The organism is Pseudomonas sp. CFBP 13711 (assembly GCF_014842265.1).
Taxonomy (GTDB): domain Bacteria; phylum Pseudomonadota; class Gammaproteobacteria; order Pseudomonadales; family Pseudomonadaceae; genus Aquipseudomonas.
On record NZ_JACYVI010000008.1, the window covers coordinates 36767 to 54054 of the forward strand.

15 protein-coding genes are annotated in these 17288 nt (G+C 61.2%); 5 read left to right on the forward strand and 10 right to left on the reverse strand.

What is annotated here, in order from left to right; genetic code table 11:
• Positions 1-31 precede the first annotated feature (31 nt).
• The 9 genes from fis to IFT47_RS15995 all read right to left on the reverse strand — a co-directional run bounded on the left by fis (position 32) and on the right by IFT47_RS15995 (position 10206).
• Complete coding sequence (fis, locus tag IFT47_RS15955; RefSeq protein WP_007907419.1) at positions 32-352, reverse strand: DNA-binding transcriptional regulator Fis; 321 nt, start codon at positions 350-352, stop codon at positions 32-34.
• Positions 349-1362 (reverse strand): tRNA dihydrouridine synthase DusB, encoded by a 1014-nt coding sequence (dusB, locus tag IFT47_RS15960; protein WP_122533752.1) that lies wholly within the window; start codon positions 1360-1362, stop codon positions 349-351. The genes fis and dusB overlap by 4 nt, the downstream gene beginning before the upstream one ends.
• A 277-nt stretch (positions 1363-1639) precedes the next feature.
• Positions 1640-3016 (reverse strand): DUF3426 domain-containing protein, encoded by a 1377-nt coding sequence (locus IFT47_RS15965; RefSeq protein ID WP_192173437.1) that lies wholly within the window; start codon positions 3014-3016, stop codon positions 1640-1642.
• A gap of 55 nt (positions 3017-3071) precedes the next feature.
• Positions 3072-3950, reverse strand: a complete 879-nt coding sequence (gene prmA, locus IFT47_RS15970) for a 50S ribosomal protein L11 methyltransferase (protein ID WP_192173436.1) — start codon at positions 3948-3950, stop codon at positions 3072-3074.
• Positions 3951-4126: 176 nt separating this feature from the next.
• Positions 4127-5476, reverse strand: coding sequence for an acetyl-CoA carboxylase biotin carboxylase subunit (gene accC / locus IFT47_RS15975; protein ID WP_192173435.1), 1350 nt, complete (start codon positions 5474-5476; stop codon positions 4127-4129).
• A 17-nt stretch (positions 5477-5493) separates the two neighbouring features.
• Positions 5494-5946 (reverse strand): acetyl-CoA carboxylase biotin carboxyl carrier protein, encoded by a 453-nt coding sequence (gene accB / locus IFT47_RS15980; protein WP_192173434.1) that lies wholly within the window; start codon positions 5944-5946, stop codon positions 5494-5496.
• 80 nt (positions 5947-6026) lie between these two features.
• Positions 6027-6479, reverse strand: a complete 453-nt coding sequence (gene aroQ, locus IFT47_RS15985; RefSeq protein ID WP_192173433.1) for a type II 3-dehydroquinate dehydratase — start codon at positions 6477-6479, stop codon at positions 6027-6029.
• 152 nt (positions 6480-6631) lie between these two features.
• Positions 6632-8428 (reverse strand): protein-disulfide reductase DsbD, encoded by a 1797-nt coding sequence (locus IFT47_RS15990; protein WP_192173432.1) that lies wholly within the window; start codon positions 8426-8428, stop codon positions 6632-6634.
• Between the two features lie 113 nt (positions 8429-8541).
• On the reverse strand, positions 8542-10206 hold the full coding sequence (locus IFT47_RS15995) for a GGDEF domain-containing response regulator (RefSeq protein ID WP_192173431.1): 1665 nt from the start codon (positions 10204-10206) through the stop codon (positions 8542-8544).
• Between the two features lie 348 nt (positions 10207-10554).
• Here IFT47_RS15995 and IFT47_RS16000 point away from each other — a divergent pair, with 348 nt between their 5' ends.
• The 5 genes from IFT47_RS16000 (at position 10555) to IFT47_RS16020 (ending at position 15819) form a co-directional block, all read left to right on the forward strand.
• Positions 10555-11655: a DUF2333 family protein gene (locus IFT47_RS16000; RefSeq protein WP_192173430.1), complete on the forward strand. Its 1101-nt coding sequence runs from the start codon at positions 10555-10557 to the stop codon at positions 11653-11655.
• 3 nt (positions 11656-11658) lie between these two features.
• Entirely contained in the window at positions 11659-12204 is a 546-nt protein-coding gene (locus tag IFT47_RS16005; RefSeq protein WP_192173429.1) for an NUDIX hydrolase, read from the forward strand.
• Positions 12205-12367: 163 nt separating this feature from the next.
• Positions 12368-12739 carry a translation initiation factor Sui1 gene (locus tag IFT47_RS16010; protein WP_192173428.1) on the forward strand — a complete coding sequence of 124 codons (372 nt, stop codon included), beginning with the start codon at positions 12368-12370 and terminating at the stop codon, positions 12737-12739.
• A 182-nt stretch (positions 12740-12921) separates the two neighbouring features.
• Positions 12922-14835 carry an arginine decarboxylase gene (gene speA, locus IFT47_RS16015; RefSeq protein WP_074890462.1) on the forward strand — a complete coding sequence of 638 codons (1914 nt, stop codon included), beginning with the start codon at positions 12922-12924 and terminating at the stop codon, positions 14833-14835.
• A gap of 90 nt (positions 14836-14925) precedes the next feature.
• The gene (locus IFT47_RS16020; protein ID WP_192173473.1) at positions 14926-15819 is read left to right on the forward strand and encodes an alpha/beta hydrolase; all 894 of its coding nucleotides are present in this window, start codon (positions 14926-14928) and stop codon (positions 15817-15819) included.
• Here the strand turns inward: IFT47_RS16020 and IFT47_RS16025 are convergent.
• Positions 15809-17149 carry an MATE family efflux transporter gene (locus IFT47_RS16025; protein ID WP_192173427.1) on the reverse strand — a complete coding sequence of 447 codons (1341 nt, stop codon included), beginning with the start codon at positions 17147-17149 and terminating at the stop codon, positions 15809-15811. The two genes, IFT47_RS16020 and IFT47_RS16025, sit on opposite strands and share 11 nt — an antisense overlap.
• Between the last annotated feature and the right edge of the window lie 139 nt (positions 17150-17288).

A 17288-nucleotide genomic window follows, 5' to 3' on the forward strand; every position in this document is an offset into this window, starting at 1 on the left:
ATTGAAGTGAGGTCGCTTGTTTTTCGGATGCTTACAGCAGGTCGTACTGCTTGAGTTTCTTGCGCAGGGTGCCGCGGTTCAGCCCCAGCAGCTCGGAGGCCTTGGTCTGGTTGCCCTTCACGTAGTTCATCACGCACTCGAGCAACGGCGCCTCGACTTCCGAGAGCACCAGGTTGTAGACATCAGTGACGGCCGCACCTTCCAGATGAGCGAAGTAGTTGTGCAACGCCTTCTCGACGCTTCCGCGCAGGGTCTGACCCTCTTCGCTCGGCGTATTGAGGTGTTGTTTCAAATTGACGTTGTCGCTCACGGGTGTTGTTCCACTCACTAAAGTCTCAGTCATCATCGTCATGCGGCCACCTCTTCTTCGTTCCCTGCCGGGCGGGATTTATCGCGCTGGGAAAAGAACTCCCGAACGTTGGCGCACTGTGCTTCTGTATCGTCCAAACGGTTGAAAAGGGCGCGAAACTCCCGGGCGCCCGGCAACGTTGCGAGGTACCAGCCGACGTGTTTGCGGGCGATTCGCACGCCCATCACGTCGCCATAGAACGTGTGAAGCGCAGCCAGATGCTCTAGCAGAATGCGTTCCACTTCACCGACGGGCAGGCCCGGAAGTTTTTCCCCGGTCTGCAGGTAGTGTTCTATCTCGCGAAAAATCCATGGGCGCCCCTGGGCGGCCCGGCCAATCAACAGCCCGTCAGCGCCGGTAGCGTCGAGGACGTAGCGGGCCTTTTCCGGTGAATCGATGTCGCCGTTGGCAAACACCGGGATGGACACCGCCTGCTTGATGGCGGCGATGGTGTCGTACTCGGCTTCACCGGTGTAGAGATCGGCACGGGTTCTCCCGTGTACCGCCAGTGCCTGAATGCCGGCTTGCTCGGCGATTCTGGCGACGGTCAGACCGTTCTTGTTCGCCCGGTCCCAGCCGGTGCGAATCTTCAGCGTGACCGGTACCTCGACTGCCGCGACCACCGCGTGCAGGATTTCGGTCACTAACTGTTCATCTTTCAACAGCGCCGAGCCAGCGGCCTTGTTGCAGACCTTTTTTGCCGGGCAACCCATGTTGATGTCGATGATCTGCGCGCCGAGTTCGACATTGGCGCGTGCTGCATCCGCAAGCATCTGCGGGTCCCCGCCAGCGATCTGTACCGAGCGTGGCTCGGGATCGCCTTCGTGAATCATGCGCAACCGCGACTTGCGGCTGTTCCAGAGGCTCATGTCGCTGGTGACCATTTCCGAGACCACCAGGCCTGCGCCGAGCTGGCGACAGAGTTGTCGGAAGGGCTGGTCGGTGACACCCGCCATCGGGGCGAGAATCAAGCCGTTTTGCAATGTGTAAGGGCCGATGCGTACCGCCGACATAGGGTGACCTGTTGTGGGGCCGAATCACGAGGTCTGGTCCGAAAAGTGCTTCAGCGCCAATTCAGACGGGACCCAGAGTATGAAAAAGGGTGGGCATGATACCCGCTCTCGATGACTGGATAAAGGCTGAATTGGATAAAATCTGAACAGCTCCGTTCTTATCGCGAACGGTTAGGTTTAGGCCGGTATTGTCATAAAAGTGTCGTCGAATTTCGGGCATCCCGTCCCGCGCAGGGTGCTGCATTTCGGTGCGGACAAACCCGCAACGGGCGGTGTTTTACTCCGGCGAACGGAAGCTCAGGCTGTAGTTCGCCGCCTTGGGGCCCGGATCGAGAATGTCCAGTGCGATATGAATCGGCGTCTGCGGCGGCATCTCGTCCTTGCCCGCCAGCTCGCCGCTCAGGTACTCGCCCGGTTTGAATCGACGACTGGCGATCAACTGACCGGTCGCATCGGCAAAGCGTAGTTCGAGCAGCGGGAACGGCTGGGAAAAGGACGCGCGGTTGTAGATGATCGCGTCAACCACCAGCGCACCCTGGAATTCGGGGTGGCTGCGCACGACAAGGTTGCTGCTCTTGAGCAGTTTGATATCAACCTTGGACGGGACCTTGCAGCCGAGTGTCGGGCACAGATCCTGGAAGAGGGGGCGGTACTGATCCTGCCGCGCGAGTTCTTCGAAGTGGTAGGCAACGTATTGCCCGGCCAGCGCGCCCAACGCAATCAGGATCAACAGCATCCACAGCAGGCGCCGACCCCAGCGCGGTTTGGGTTTTTGCCAGGACAACTGCAGCGGATCATCCGTCAGATCGAGCAGCGCCCTGTCCCGCAGACCCGGTTCATTGCGCCCGCCGCGCTTGCCGCCGGCAGCAGCGAGCGGGGCCTCGTCGTCTTCATCATCGTGACGGGCGCTGAGGCGATCCTGATCGTCATGGGTGTCGAGGGCGGAGAAGCGTTCCGACGGCTGATCATCGGGTTCGCCTTGAGGCTGGAGCGAGTGGGGGCGAGCCGATTCGTCGTCCAGGTCGTCCGGGGTAAGCGAGAATGACGGCTCGGTGCGATGACGGTCCTGCGGGTTGATCGGCTCGTCCAGCGGGCCTTCGTCTATCGTGTGGTCGGTATGCTCTTCGCGTTCCTCAAGCACTTCGGCGCGCAGTTCGGGGAGCCGGTCGACATCGTCGTCACTCATGCCGTGGGCCCACGACTCCTGCGCGACGTCAGGCTCGTCGCGCCTTGCGCTGAAGGACTCGACTTCGTCGTGATCGAGCGCCTTGCTGACACGACCGAAGGACTCGGGCAGTTGAGTCTCGCGCTGTTCGAGACGGGCCAGTTCCACGTCGAGATCGTCCAGGTCCAGGCTGTCCAGATCGACTTCACGCTCTTCACGCTTGACCGGCAGTGGCGCTGGCTGGATGACAACGAGTGACTGCGTCGCGAGAATTTCCGGTTTTTTCTCAACGGATTCGCTATTTGGCACTGAAGTCAGCGGCGCTTCCGGGGGCGTCCCGCCGCGTTGTTCCAGCAGCTGCTTTGCGGCGTTGAACACCTGCAGGCATGAGCCACAGCGCACCATGCCTCTGGCCACACTCAACTGAGCGTGACTGACGCGGAAACTGGTCTGGCAATGCGGGCACTGAGTGACGAAGCTGTCGGTCATGCGGGTATCCGGGGTTAAAGAGCGCCTGATGGTTGGATCTTAGGGCAACTGGCTGTCAGCGGCGACGACCGGTGATCCGTACCCAGCCTTCGCGGTTGGCAATCGGGTCCAGCTCGAAGGTGTCGGCGTAGGCGGCAGCGACTTCATCGCCTTGCTCGGCAAGGATGCCGGACAGCGCCAGACGGCCGCCGGGCTTGACCAGGCTCGCTAACTGCGGCGCCAGAGAAACCAGCGGGCCGGCGAGGATATTGGCGACCAACACGTCGGCCTGCACCTGGGGCAGGTCTTCAGGCAAGTACAACGGAAATTTCTCGGCCGGGACGTTGTTGCGGCCGGCATTGTCGCGCGAGGCTTCGAGGGCCTGGACGTCGATGTCGGTGCCGACCGCCTGTTCGGCGCCCAACAGCAACGCGGCGATGGCGAGAATGCCGGAACCGCAGCCGAAATCCAGCACATTACAGCCGGCGAGGTCCTGACCGTCGAGCCACTCAAGGCACAGCGCAGTGGTCGGGTGGGTGCCCGTGCCGAACGCCAGGCCCGGGTCGAGCAACAGATTGACTGCGTCGGGTTCCGGCGCGGCGTGCCAGCTCGGCACGATCCACAACCGCTGGCCGAAGCGCATCGGGTTGAAGTTGTCCATCCAGCTGCGTTCCCAATCCTGATCTTCGATCACTTCATGGGTGTGTTCCGGCAGCTCGGCGTCGGTGAGCAATCTCAGGTGAGCGAGCACGTGATCGGCATCGGTGTCGGCTTCGAACAGCGCCAGCAGGTGCGTGTGCGACCACAGCGGCGTGGTGTTCAGCTCTGGCTCGAAGATCGGCTGGTCTTCAGCGTCCATGAACGTCACCGATACGGCGCCGACTTCGAGCAGCGCGTCTTCGTAGGTTTCGGCTTGTTCTGGGCTAATGGCGAGACGGACTTGCAGCCAAGGCATGGCGGGTGACCTTCGAGTTGGAAAATTGAAAAGGGGGCCGACGGCCACGAAAGACCGGCAAGTTTACGGGGTTCGCGGGGAAACAACAAAGCGGGTGTCGCAGCGATGCCGGTCCTGCTAAAACCAACAAAGCCGCTCGAGAGCGGCTTTGTTGGTCTGTCGCACTTACTGGCGGATCAATGCTTGTCAGCGGCCAGCTTGTGTTCCAGGTAGTGAATGTTGACGCCGCCTTCGCAGAAGCCTTCATCGCGGGTCAGATCACGGTGCAGCGGGATGTTGGTCTTGATGCCGTCGACCACGATTTCATCCAGGGCGTTACGCATGCGCGCCATGGCTTCATCGCGAGTGGCGCCCCAGGTGATCAGCTTGCCGATCAGCGAGTCGTAGTTGGACGGAACCTTGTAGCCGCTGTACAGGTGCGAATCCACACGCACGCCGTTGCCGCCCGGCGCGTGGAAATGCTTGACCAGGCCCGGACTCGGAACAAAGGTTTTCGGGTCTTCAGCGTTGATCCGGCATTCCAGCGCATGCCCGGTGATGACCACGTCATCCTGGGTGTACGACAGCTTGTTGCCGGCGGCGATGCTGAGCATCTCCTTGACGATGTCGATACCTGTGACCATTTCCGATACCGGGTGCTCCACCTGAACACGGGTGTTCATTTCGATGAAGTAGAAGCGGCCGTTCTCGTACAGGAACTCGAACGTGCCAGCGCCACGGTAGCCGATGTCGATGCACGCCTTGACGCATGCCGCGAACACGTCCTTGCGGGCTTGTTCGTCGATGAAGGGCGCCGGCGCTTCTTCCAGGACCTTCTGGTGACGGCGCTGCAGGGAGCAGTCGCGATCGCCCAGGTGGATCGCGTGGCCTTGACCGTCGGAAATCACCTGCACTTCCACGTGACGTGGGTTGGTCAGGTATTTCTCCAGGTAGACCATCGGGTTGCTGAACCAGGCAGCCGCTTCAGCACGGGTCTGCTTGGCCGCTTCGATCAAGTCTTCTTCCTTGTGCACCACGCGCATGCCGCGACCACCGCCGCCGCCAGCGGCTTTGATGATCACCGGATAGCCGACTTCACGGCCGATGCGCAGCGCGGTTTCTTCGTCTTCCGGCAACGGGCCGTCGGAACCGGGAACGGTTGGCACCTTGGCAAGCTTCATGGCGTCTTTGGCGGAAACCTTGTCACCCATCAGGCGAATGGTTTCGGCTTTCGGGCCGATGAACGCGAAGCCGGATTTCTCGACCTGTTCGGCAAAGTCTGCGTTTTCCGCGAGGAAACCGTAGCCCGGGTGAATCGCCGTGGCGCCGGTCAGCTCAGCTGCCGAAATAATGGCCGGAATGTTCAGGTACGACAGGTTGGCTGGCGCCGGGCCGATACAGACGGTTTCGTCTGCCAGGCCAAGGTGCATCAGCTCACGGTCTGCCGTGGAATGGACCGCGACGGTCTTGATGCCCAGTTCTTTACAGGCACGCAAGATGCGCAAGGCGATTTCGCCGCGGTTGGCGATCAGGACTTTTTCCAACATCGCAGGCTCTCCCCGGTTCAAACGATGGTGAACAGCGGCTGGTCATACTCAACCGGCTGACCGTTTTCTACCAGGATGGATTCGATCGTGCCGCTGACTTCAGCTTCGATGTGGTTCATCATTTTCATCGCTTCAACGATGCAGATGGTGTCGCCTTTCTTGACGGTCTTGCCGACTTCAACGAACGCTGATGAGCCAGGCGCCGGGGTGCGGTAGAAGGTGCCGACCATTGGAGATTTGACGACGGTGCCGTTGAGCTTCGGAGCAGAAGGTGCTTCCGCGGCGGCCACTGGCGCTGCAACCGGGGCAGGTGACGGAGCTGCAACCGGAGCAGGCGCGTAGTACTGCTGTGCTGGAGTCTTGCTGTGACGGCTGATCCGTACGGATTCTTCGCCTTCACGGATTTCCAATTCGTCGATGCCGGACTCTTCCAGCAATTCGATCAGTTTCTTGACTTTACGGATATCCATTAATCATCAACTCCCAAGGGACGGTCAGGGGGATTTGGTAGCCGGTTCCGGCGGTCTGGCTCAGTACGGGACTGTGCCGTTCACGCTTTCGAACTCTTGGCCAATTGTTCCAGGGCGGCCTCCAGGGCCAGTCGGTAACCGCTGGCGCCAAGGCCGCAGATCACGCCTACAGCAACATCTGAAAAGTAGGAGTGATGGCGGAAAGGTTCGCGCTTGTGCACGTTCGACAGGTGCACTTCGATGAATGGGATGCTCACTCCCAGCAACGCGTCACGTATCGCAACGCTTGTGTGCGTAAAAGCAGCCGGATTGATCAGGATGAAGTCCACGCCTTCATCGCGTGCAGCGTGGATGCGATCGATCAGCTCGTATTCAGCGTTGCTCTGCAGGTACATCAGGTGGTGACCGGCTTCGCGCGCACGCTGTTCCAGATCCTGGTTGATATCGGCCAACGTGACCGAGCCATAGATCCCCGGTTCACGGGTCCCCAGCAGGTTCAGGTTAGGTCCGTGAAGAACCAGAAAAGTCGCCATCGAGTGTTCCTTGTTGTTCGCGTTTTCGACGCTCACGCACAGAGTGAGCCGCTGATGGGCAGCGACTATGCCGGAAAGTACGATGGACTGTCCAGTTACCCACAATATTCAGCACGATGCCCGATGTTCGCGCGAAGTTTGTGACCATGACGCTAAATTTGGTCATTTGCTCTAGAAAGGCGCTCTGCGAAGGCTTCGACGTCGATTTCGCCGACGACACGCACGTTTTCCAGCTCGTTGCCGTTTTTTCCGAAAAGCAGCAGCGCTGGAGGGCCGAACAGTTTGTAGCGATCCAGCAAGGCGCGTTGCTCGGCGTTACTGTCGGTCATGTCGAAACGGACTAGCCTGAAAGCGCCCAGCTCACTGGCAATTTTCGGGTCCGGCAGAACTTCGTGCTCGATGACCTTGCAGCTGATGCACCAGTCCGCGTACCAGTCGACCAGAACCGGCTGACCTGCGCTTTTGGACTCCGCAAGAATTCGGTCCAGTTCACTCGCCTGGGTCACCGTCTGCCAGCGGCTGTCGGACTTTGGCTGGGCGCCGCTCGCAATGACTTGAGCCTGACCCAGCGGGCGCATCGGGTCAGTCTGACCACTCAGCGCGCCGTACCAGCACGCGAGGGCGTACACCAGCAGGAACAGACCCAGCAATTGGGCGATGCGGCCTCGGGTGGTCTTTTCGCCCAGCTCCAGCGCACCCAGAAAGATCGCAACGCCGGCTCCTAGCAGCCCGATCAACAGCAACGTGGCTTGCCCCGGAATCACCCGGCTCAGCAAACCGATGGCCAGGGCCAGCAACAGCACGCCGATGGCGTTCTTGACCGCAACCAGCCATGGCCCGCTTTTCGGCAGCCACGCCGCGCCACCCGTTGCCACCAGCACCAGTGGAGCGCCCATGCCCAGGCCCAAAGCGAACAGCTTCAAAGCCCCGCCCAGCGCATCGCCGCTCGCGCTTATATAAAGCAGTGCGCCGGCCAATGGTGCTGAGACACAAGGCGAGACCAGCAGGCTTGAAACCACGCCCAGAACCGCTGCTCCCCACAAGGATCCGCCCTGGGTATTGCCTGCGATGCGGTCCAGCCGGTCATTGAGCGCGCGGGGCAGGCGCAGCTCGAACGCGCCGAACATGGCGATAGCGAAGAGCGCAAAGAACCCGGCGAACGGCACGAGGACCCATGCCGACTGCAGGCGTGCTTGCAGGTTGAGACCGGCGCCAAACATGCCCATCAGTGCGCCGAGGATGGCGAAGCAGATCGCCATCGGCAGCACGTAGGCCAGGGACATGGAGAAACCGCGCAGCCCGCCGATCTGCCCGCGCAGGACCACGCCGGAGAGGATCGGCAGCATGGGCAATACGCACGGCGTAAAGGTCAGCCCGACTCCGGCGAGGAAAAACAGCGCCAGTTGTTTCCAGCTGAAGGAGGGTAACGGTTGCTCATTGCCTGATGGCGCCGCAGCAGATGCGTCGGCAGAAGAGGTTGCGCTGCCGCCGATGCTCAGGCGCTCGGTTTCCGGCGGGTAGCAGAGCCCTTTGTCCGCGCATCCCTGATAGGTGACGACTAGCGTAAAAGGGCGGTCGTCCCCGGCGTTGCGCGGCAAGTTGACGTCGAGAATGCCGTGATAGACCTCGACGTCGCCAAAGTACTCGTCGTGTTTCTTTTCGCCGTCTGGCAGTTGCGCGGCGCCGAGGCCGATGTCGGCGGGCTCGGTGCGAAATTGAAAGCGATGGCGATACAGGTAGTAGCCTTCGGTGGCGACAAACTGCAACTTGATGGAGTCAGCGGTGGTGTCGCTCAGGTTCAGCTGGAACGCCTGGCGAACCGGCAGGAAGTCCTTGCTGTTGTCGACTGCTGCGCTGCCCAGTGTGGGGCTCGATCTGTTCTCCAGAAAGCTCGCGCCGACAGCGGGGAGGGCACAGATCAGCAGTAGCAGACAAAGCAGGCGGCGCATGGCGGTCTCGCATCACAGAAGTCCGCGCATGATAGCGGAGTGGCTGCGGGCGTGCAGGGAGGGCTTGAGTTCTTCGGTCTGCTTCGGTCTGAAAATGATGTAGGAAACAGCGGTCAAACAGTGTCCGGCTGGGTGTGTTTGCTCAAGGGCGACACTGCAACGCGCTCCTGGAGCCCATGCACCTGATTGCGGCCAGCCTTTTTTGCGCGGTACAGCGCTTCGTCTGCTTGCGAGGCCATCATCAGCGCATCGTCGTCCTCGGCGATTTCCACCACCCCGGCGCTGAACGTGCAGAACAGATCAACGGGCTGCGCGGGGTAGTGGATTTCGGCGAAGCGCTGGCGGATTTCGTCGAGCACGCCGTGGGCGGCTGCCAGATCTGTGTCCGGCATGACCACCGCGAACTCTTCACCCCCATAGCGACCGATGTAATCGGTCTTGCGCAGGCGTTGCTTGAGGAACAGCGCCAGGCTCTTGATCACACGGTCGCCCATGGGGTGGCCGTGGCTGTCGTTGACCTTCTTGAAGTGGTCGATGTCCAGCATGGCGAAGCTCAGCGGCTTGTTCTCCCGCCGCGAGCGGAAGCTGCAATCTTCGAGCAATTGCAGGATGTGCGTGTGGTTGTACAGGCCGGTCAGGCTGTCGCGGACCATGCGCGCTTTTAGGTTGCGCGCCCGCGCCGCGCGATTGCGCACGGTGGTGATCAGGTGGCGGGGCTTGATGGGTTTGGTAAGAAAATCGTCGCCGCCTTCGCTCATCGCATCCAGCTGTTTATCCAGATCGTCCTCAGCCGAGAGGTAGATGATCGGCACGCTGACGTAGCGGTCATTGTGGCGGATCACCTTGGCCAGCTCGGTGCCAGTGCAGCCGGGCATGTACATGTCGAGAATGATCAGGTCAGGCTGAAATTCGGCCAGTTCAGCCATGGTCTTGATCGGGTCGAACAGGGTCCGGGTGACAATTCCGGCGCCGTTGAGCAAGCGCTCGGTGTGTGTGGCCTGGGCGCGCGAATCATCGATGATCAGGACCTTGTACGGTTCGTACTGCGCCACCCGGGTCAGGATTTCGATCTTCTCCAGCAGGCTGGAGGCCTCAAGCGTGCCGGTCAGAAATTCTTCCCCTCCGGCGCGCACGGCCGCAAGGCGTGTGGGGGTGTCCGTCTCGTGATGGCTGAAAAACAGCAGCGGCAGTTTTTGCTCCAGTCCCTCCTGCATTTGAGTGGCGAGCTTCAGGCCTTGGCCCGGGCCACCGAAGTCGACATCCATGACGACGGCGGCGGGCAAGCGCTCGGCCATGGTCATGTGGAAGGAGTCGACGTTTGCGAGTGACTGCGCGCTCAGGCCGAAGAACTCCAGCTGCTTGGCCAGACGTTCGCCGCGTTCATGATCCTGCAGGACGATATAGATCGGCTTGCGCAGGGGCGGCAGGGCGGTTTGCTCTAGGCGGTCGCCGTGCCTGAGGCCGGTTCGGGACAGGCGCTGCATCAGACGATTGAGGTCGGTAATCAGGGCGCTGCTCAAGCGGCCTCGGTTGGCCTCGACGTCAAGCAACGCCAGGTTGATCGCGGTCGCCAGTTGCACGTGTTCGGCCTGCTCGAAGCGTTCGGCGAAACGCAGCAGGCGCTGGTTGGCCTCGCTGAGTTCAGCCATGTCCGTTGCCGACCATTCACTTTGCTGCAGGCGTTGCCACACCTCAAGAATCTGACGGGCCTGATGGATAACGCGTTGGGCAAAGTGGTGTTTGAGCCGGTCGCGGCTCGGATCTTCTGCTTCGGTCATGTGCTGACTTCTTTACAGGGGAAACCCCGATATAAATGCTGGCGCTATGCTAGCACTACTTCCCCGGATCAGGATTGCCGCAAGTCATTTTCTCGTCATTTTTGACGGTTTTATCCGTCAAATTTCTATCTTTAAACCCGTTTGAGTGTTCGAACCAGTTGGTTCAGTTCAAGGCAGGAAGCGTAGCTGCGGATAGCGGGATAGGAGAATGGATAAGGTGCCTTTGGCCGGGGACGCGCTCGACTCAGCTGCTAAACAATTGCACCTGCCACTACATTCCTGCCAAACGCACCTTGCTGTAAGGTTGCGGTCAGAAGCACTGAATTCCGTGATTGAAAGGACAAGGCCATGCTGGATTGGAAGAAGCGCTCGGGCAGCGCGGGAACTGAACGCGTTGACGAAAAGCCGATGGGCAAGGCTCCTCGGGGTTCTCGGGGGTATTGGGGCGGCCTGTTGTTCAGTCGTGCCGTCGGGGCCGTGGTGGGTATTTATCTGGTGGTCACCGTGGTGCTCGGCATCTGGTGGAGCAGCGAACCGCCACTGTTTCCGGTCCAGCAGCAAGCCCAGGCCGCCGCACAAAGTGAAGGCAAGCAGATGGTGTTGGGCTACACCACCGTCGAAACCCTGAAGACCGTCGCGTCCACTTTGCTGGATAAACCGGGCGGTTACATTTCCAACGATCGTTCGCCGCCCGGCCTGTGGATGGACAACATGCCGAGCTGGGAGTACGGCGTGCTGGTCCAGGTGCGCGACCTGAGCCGCGCACTGCGTAAAGACTTCGCTCGGTCGCAATCCCAGTCCGCCGAAGACGGCGATCTGGCGCGCGCCGAGCCACTGTTCAACTTCGACAATAAAAGCTGGGTGCTGCCTTCGAGCGAGTCTCAGTACCGCGACGGCATCGCTGCGTTGAGCCGCTACCAGGCGCGCCTGTCTGACCCCAATCAAAAGGGCGCGCTGTTTTACACCCGCGCCGACAACCTGAATAACTGGTTGGGCGACGTGGGTACGCGACTGGGTTCTCTGTCCCAGCGACTGTCCGCCAGCGTCGGTCGGGTCAAGCTGAACAGCACCCTGAAAACCGAGGCGCAGTCCACGGTCACGGTCAAACCGGGCGAAGTGCCGCAGGTTGACGAAGAAATCGTTGAAACCCCATGGATGCAGATCGACAACGTCTTCTATGAAGCACGCGGTCAGGCCTGGGCTCTGTCGCACCTGCTGCGTGCGATCGAAGTCGATTTCGCCGATGTGCTGGCGAAGAAGAATGCAACCGTCAGCGTGCGTCAGATCATCCGTGAACTGGAAGCCTCGCAAGAGCCGATCTGGAGCCCGATGATCCTCAACGGCAGCCCTTTCGGTATCTTCGCCAACCACTCGCTGGTCATGGCCAACTACCTGTCCCGTGCCAACGCGGCGGTGATTGACCTGCGCCAGTTGCTGTCCCAAGGCTGATCGATGAGCGTTTCCGATCAAGAGGCCGCCCACCGTGCGGCCTCCGACGCCGAGCTGATTGCCTGGGTTGATCGTCACGATCAATCCCTCGGCGCGCTGCCCCGGGCAGAGCTGCGTGAGCGCGGTCTCATCGGACGCGGCACCTATATCCTTCTGTTCAACTCGGCCGGTGAGCTGTGTGTGCATCGACGCACGCTGAGCAAGGCGATCTATCCCGGGTATTGGGATGTGGCGGCGGGCGGCATGGTACAGGCCGATGAAAGCTACGAGCTTTCGGCAGCGCGCGAGCTGGAGGAAGAGTTGGGCGTCTCTGGCGTGCCGCTTACCCCTCACGAACGTTTCTTCTTCGATCAGCCGGATAACCGACTGTGGTGCGCGGTGTTCTCTGCAGTCTGGGACGGACCGCTGAAACTGCAGCCGGAAGAAGTGCTGGAAGCGCGCTTTCTCAGCATCGATCAGGTGCTGCGCGAAACCACCGAAAAGCCTTACTGCCCGGACTCGCTGGCCGCCTTCAGGCGCTATTTGGAAGGCGTCGCAAAAGTCCCGTAAATTGGCGCATATTTGCTCTTAGCATCGGCGCCTTTTGCCGTTACACTGCGCGACTTTTCACGCCGGACCGTTCTTTCGATCCGGTAGCGCTGCCCCTGCCTGAGTGGGGCTTCGCGGTCGGTTCCCGCCGGCCAGACTTCGCTCCTCAACAAGAGGATTGCCGGTGGCCAAAAAAGCCGCATCCTTCGCCGCCCTCGGTGGCCTGGTATTTTCAACCGACGCCGGTCGGCATTGTCCCGACTGCCGTCAGCCCGTCCACGCCTGTACCTGCAAAAGCACGCTCATCCCGGAAGGTGATGGTATTGCCCGCGTGCGCCGCGAAAGCAAAGGCCGGGGCGGCAAGACTGTCACGACCGTCGCCGGCGTTCCGCTGGCCGAAGACGCGCTCAAGGACCTGGCAAAGACCCTCAAGCAACGGTGTGGAACCGGCGGCGCGCTGAAGGATGGCGTGATCGAGATCCAGGGTGACCACGTCGAAACGCTGTTGGCCGAGTTGGTCAAGCAGGGTTTCAAGGCGAAGAAGTCGGGCGGTTGAGCCGACTGTTTCGAGCCCGTTGATTTAGTCGTCGGTCTGGCCGCATTCATCCATGCAAACTCTGCTGCGCAATGCGGGTCTACTGCCCCACAGCGAGCAGGCGCCAAACCGTCATTTCCACGCTCTACACTGCGCCCAGCCGGTCAGGCCGGGGCTTTATGACTTTTCTATAGGGGACTTTGATGTCCGTACGACGCACACGCAAAGACGATGGCAGCCAATGGACCGTGGCAGACAGCCGCAGTGTCTACGGGATCCGTCATTGGGGGGCCGGTTATTTCGCAATCAACGAAGCCGGCCGCGTTGAAGTTCGCCCCAATGGGCCGACCAGTTCGCCCATCGATCTTTACGAGCAGGTCGATCAGCTGCGCAAGAGCGGCTTGTCCCTGCCACTGCTGGTGCGTTTCCCTGACATTCTGCAGGACCGCGTGCGTCAGTTGACCGGTGCGTTCGACGAGAACATCGCCCGCCTGGAATACCAGAGCAAGTACACCGCGCTGTACCCGATCAAGGTCAACCAGCAGGAAGCGGTGGTGGAAAACATCATCGCCACGCAAAACGTGTCCATCGGCCTCGAAGCCGGCTCCAAGCCTGAGCTGATGGCCGTGCTGGCCCTGGCGCCGAAAGGCGGCACCATCGTCTGCAACGGCTACAAGGACCGCGAGTTTATTCGTCTGGCCTTGATGGGTCAGAAGCTGGGCCACAACGTCTTTATCGTCATCGAGAAAGAGTCCGAAGTCGAACTGGTCATCGAAGAAGCCGCCGAGCTGAAGGTCGCGCCGCAAGTAGGTCTGCGTGTGCGCCTGTCGTCCCTGGCGTCGAGCAAGTGGGCCGACACCGGTGGCGAAAAGTCCAAGTTCGGGCTGTCCGCCGCGCAGTTGCTGTCGGTCGTCGACCGCTTCACCAAGGCAGGCCTCGATCAGGGCATTCGTCTGCTGCACTTCCACATGGGCTCGCAGATCGCCAACCTGGCGGACTACCAGCACGGTTTCAAGGAAGCGATTCGTTACTACGGCGAGCTGCGCAACCTTGGCCTGCCGGTGGATCACATCGACGTGGGCGGCGGTCTGGGTGTCGACTACGACGGCACGCACTCGCGCAACGCCAGCTCGATCAACTACGACATGGACGATTACGCCGGCGTCGTGGTCGGGATGCTCAAGGAGTTCTGCGACGCCCAGGGCCTGCCGCATCCGCACATTTTCTCGGAAAGCGGCCGCTCGCTGACCGCGCACCACGCCATGCTGGTGATCCAGGTCACCGACGTCGAGCGTCACAACGACGAAGTGCCTGAAATCACCGACAAGGAAAGCCTGCCGGAAACCCTGCAGTGGTTGATCGATCTGCTCGGCCCGACCGACATCGAAATGGTCACCGAGACCTACTGGCGCGCCACGCACTACATGAGTGACATCGCGTCGCAGTACTCCGACGGCAAGATCACCCTGGCGCAGAAGGCTTTGGGCGAGCAGTGCTATTTCGCGGTGTGCCGTCGTTTGCACAACTCGCTGAAAGCCCGCCAGCGTTCCCATCGTCAGGTGCTCGACGAACTCAACGACAAGCTGGCCGACAAGTACATCTGCAACTTCTCGGTGTTCCAGAGCCTCCCGGACACCTGGGCGATCGATCAGGTGCTGCCGATCATTCCGCTGCATCGTCTGGACGAAGAGCCACTGCGTCGCGCCGTGCTGCAAGACCTGACCTGCGACTCTGACGGCAAGATCAATCAGTACGTCGACGAGCAAAGCATCGAGACCAGCCTGCCGGTGCACTCATTGAACGAGGGTGAGGACTACTTGCTGGGCGTGTTCCTGGTCGGCGCGTATCAGGAAATTCTCGGCGACATGCACAACCTGTTTGGTGACACCGATTCGGTGAACATCTACCAGAACCAGGATGGCAGCGCGTATTCGGCCGGGATCGAAACCCACGACACCATCGAAGACATGCTGCGTTACGTGCACTTGTCGCCGGAAGAACTGATGACCCATTACCGGGACAAAGTCGCCAGCGCCAAGATCACCCCGCGCGAGCGCACCCAGTTTCTGGATGCCTTGCGTCTGGGCCTGACGCGGTCGTCCTACCTGTCGTCGTGATGAGGTAGCGACTCCCAAAAACGGGCCCTTGTGGCCCGTTTTCGTTGTCTGCACAGTCAGGCGTCCTTCACTGTTTCGGGAGCATGAATGATGATCAAGCTGGCGCTCAAAGCGGTGTTCGCCGCCTGGTTGATGACCTTGCTGATGGCTTGCACGCCGCTGAAGGTGCTCAACGCGTTTACCCCGAGCAGCACGTTCAGCAGAACGTCTGACTTGGCGTACGGCCCGGACCCGCGCAACAAACTCGACATCTACACGCCCAAAGATGCAGCGCCGGACGCGCCCGTCGTCGTGTTTTTCTATGGCGGCAGCTGGATCAGCGGATCGCGGGGTGACTACGCCTTCGTCGGTGAGGCGCTCGCGTCCCGGGGCATCGTTGCGGTGCTTGCCGATTACCGGTTGTACCCGCAAGTGCATTACCAGGAACTGCTGCAGGACAGCGCCCAAGCGGTGGGCTGGACCCACGCGCACATTCGTCAGTACGGCGGTGATCCGGGGAAGTTGTATGTGATGGGCCACAGTGCCGGGGCCTACAACGCCGCGATGCTTGCTCTGGACCCAAAATGGCTGGCGGCAGCGGGTACGACGCCTTCCATCATCAAGGGCTGGATCGGTCTGGCCGGGCCCTATGATTTTCTGCCCATCGACGACCCGGAAGTGAAGCCGGTGTTTTACTTCCCGAATTCGCCGCCCGACTCGCAGCCTATCAACCATGTCAGCGCAGCGTCACCGCCGGCGTTGCTGATCGCTTCCGCCGATGACACGGAGGTGAACCCGCAACGCAACACGGGGGGCATGGCCAGTCGTTTGCGCGCTCAGGGCGTGTCAGTGCGCGAGGTGTATTTCTCTCGCACCAGTCACCGCACGCTGGTGGGTGCACTTGCCCGCCCATTGCGCAGCCTGGCTCCGGTGCTGGAGGAGGTCGCAGCCTTTATCCACGCACAGGATCAGGCGCCGGTGTCGAGCGTCTCGGTCAGCCGTTGAACCAAGCGCCGCTGCGGTTGAGCTTCAACGCCAGATACCCCAGCGTCAGCGCCCTTAATGCCATGAACAGCAAAAACGCCAGCCACAGACCGTGGTTGCCGAATCCGCTTGCCAGCCAGGCAAACGGTGCGGTGATCAAGGCCGTGACGACCATGGCATTGCGCATCTCGCGGGCGCGGGTGGCGCCGATGAAAAGGCCGTCGAGCAAGTAACTCCAGACCGCGACAAAGGGCAGCACGGCGAGATAGGGCAGATAGACGAAGGCGATGTCGCGCACTGCGGTGATGTCGGTCTGCATCTCGATGAACAGGTGCCCGCCCAGCAGAAACAGCGCCACAAACGCGACGCTGCAAATCAGCGACCAGCCTCCCGAGACATTCAACGAGCGCCGCAACGCCCCGCGGTCCCGCGCGCCGATGGCGTGTCCGCAGAGGGCTTCGACGGCGTGGGCCAGTCCGTCCAGCGCGTGGGCCATCAGCAACAGCCCATTAAGCAGCAGCGCGTTGGCCGCAACGGTGGCGTCGCCCAGTCGAGCGCCTTGCACCGTGATCAGGAAGAACACCGATTGCAGGATCAGGCTGCGAATGAAGATGTCGCGGTTAACCGTGAGCAGTGGTCGCCAGCTCTGCCAGCGCTTGAGTACGGACACTGCCAGCTGTCCCGGGTATGCGCGCAAACCTCTGTGGGTGAGGGCGAGGCCAAGCAGGGCGCCGGTCCATTCGGCGATGACCGACGCACGCGCGCTGCCGACCACGCCCCAGTCCAGGCCCATGACGAACCACAGGTTCAGCGCGATGTTGACCAGGTTGGTGGTCAGCAGAATCGCCAGCGGCGCTCGGGCGTTTTGCAGCCCGAGGAACCAGCCCACCAGCGCGTAACTGGCCAGCGCGGCGGGTAAGCCGAACAGGCGGGTATGGAAGAAGTCGCGGGTCAGCTCGTTGAGATCGTCCGAGGGCTGCATCATTTCCAGCGCCAGGTGCTGGAACGGCAGGCCGATCAGCCCCAGCAGCACAGAAAACCCCATCGCCAGCAGTAAGCCCTGCAACAGCACCTGGCGCAGCGCCGCTCCGTCGTTGCGGCCGGCGGCCTGGGCAGCGAAACCGGTCGTGCCCATGCGCAGAAAACCCATCGCCCACGCGAGAAAGCTGTACAGCGTACCGCCGACCGCGACAGCGCCGAGCTGGTGAGCGTGGGGCAGGTGACCGATCACCGTGCTGTCCACCAGCGAAACAAGGGGCACGGAGATATTCGACAGAATCATCGGCGCCGCCAGCGCCCACACCTGTCGATGCGTCGCGCGCTGACGCCAGTCGTTGAAGAAGTTGGACATGAAGACTCCCGGGCAAGCGCGCGAGTGTAGCGATGACGACGCGTGAATGCAGGACTTCTGCATTCCCGTGCACCAGCCTCGGGGCGCGCCCTGTTTTTGAGTCGACCCCGGTCACTCCCACCCGTCCCCGAGCGTGCCG

Bases quoted from the DNA above. Each gene is read 5' to 3' on its own strand.
- fis (WP_007907419.1), bottom strand. From the start codon at position 352: ATGACGATGATGACTGAGACTTTAGTGAGTGGAACAACACCCGTGAGC.
- dusB (WP_122533752.1), bottom strand. From the start codon at position 1,362: ATGTCGGCGGTACGCATCGGCCCTTACACATTGCAAAACGGCTTGATT.
- IFT47_RS15965 (WP_192173437.1), bottom strand. From the start codon at position 3,016: ATGACCGACAGCTTCGTCACTCAGTGCCCGCATTGCCAGACCAGTTTC.
- prmA (WP_192173436.1), bottom strand. From the start codon at position 3,950: ATGCCTTGGCTGCAAGTCCGTCTCGCCATTAGCCCAGAACAAGCCGAA.
- accC (WP_192173435.1), bottom strand. From the start codon at position 5,476: ATGTTGGAAAAAGTCCTGATCGCCAACCGCGGCGAAATCGCCTTGCGC.
- accB (WP_192173434.1), bottom strand. From the start codon at position 5,946: ATGGATATCCGTAAAGTCAAGAAACTGATCGAATTGCTGGAAGAGTCC.
- aroQ (WP_192173433.1), bottom strand. From the start codon at position 6,479: ATGGCGACTTTTCTGGTTCTTCACGGACCTAACCTGAACCTGCTGGGG.
- IFT47_RS15990 (WP_192173432.1), bottom strand. From the start codon at position 8,428: ATGCGCCGCCTGCTTTGTCTGCTACTGCTGATCTGTGCCCTCCCCGCT.
- IFT47_RS15995 (WP_192173431.1), bottom strand. From the start codon at position 10,206: ATGACCGAAGCAGAAGATCCGAGCCGCGACCGGCTCAAACACCACTTT.
- IFT47_RS16000 (WP_192173430.1), top strand. From the start codon at position 10,555: ATGCTGGATTGGAAGAAGCGCTCGGGCAGCGCGGGAACTGAACGCGTT.
- IFT47_RS16005 (WP_192173429.1), top strand. From the start codon at position 11,659: ATGAGCGTTTCCGATCAAGAGGCCGCCCACCGTGCGGCCTCCGACGCC.
- speA (WP_074890462.1), top strand. From the start codon at position 12,922: ATGTCCGTACGACGCACACGCAAAGACGATGGCAGCCAATGGACCGTG.
- IFT47_RS16020 (WP_192173473.1), top strand. From the start codon at position 14,926: ATGATCAAGCTGGCGCTCAAAGCGGTGTTCGCCGCCTGGTTGATGACC.
- IFT47_RS16025 (WP_192173427.1), bottom strand. From the start codon at position 17,149: ATGTCCAACTTCTTCAACGACTGGCGTCAGCGCGCGACGCATCGACAG.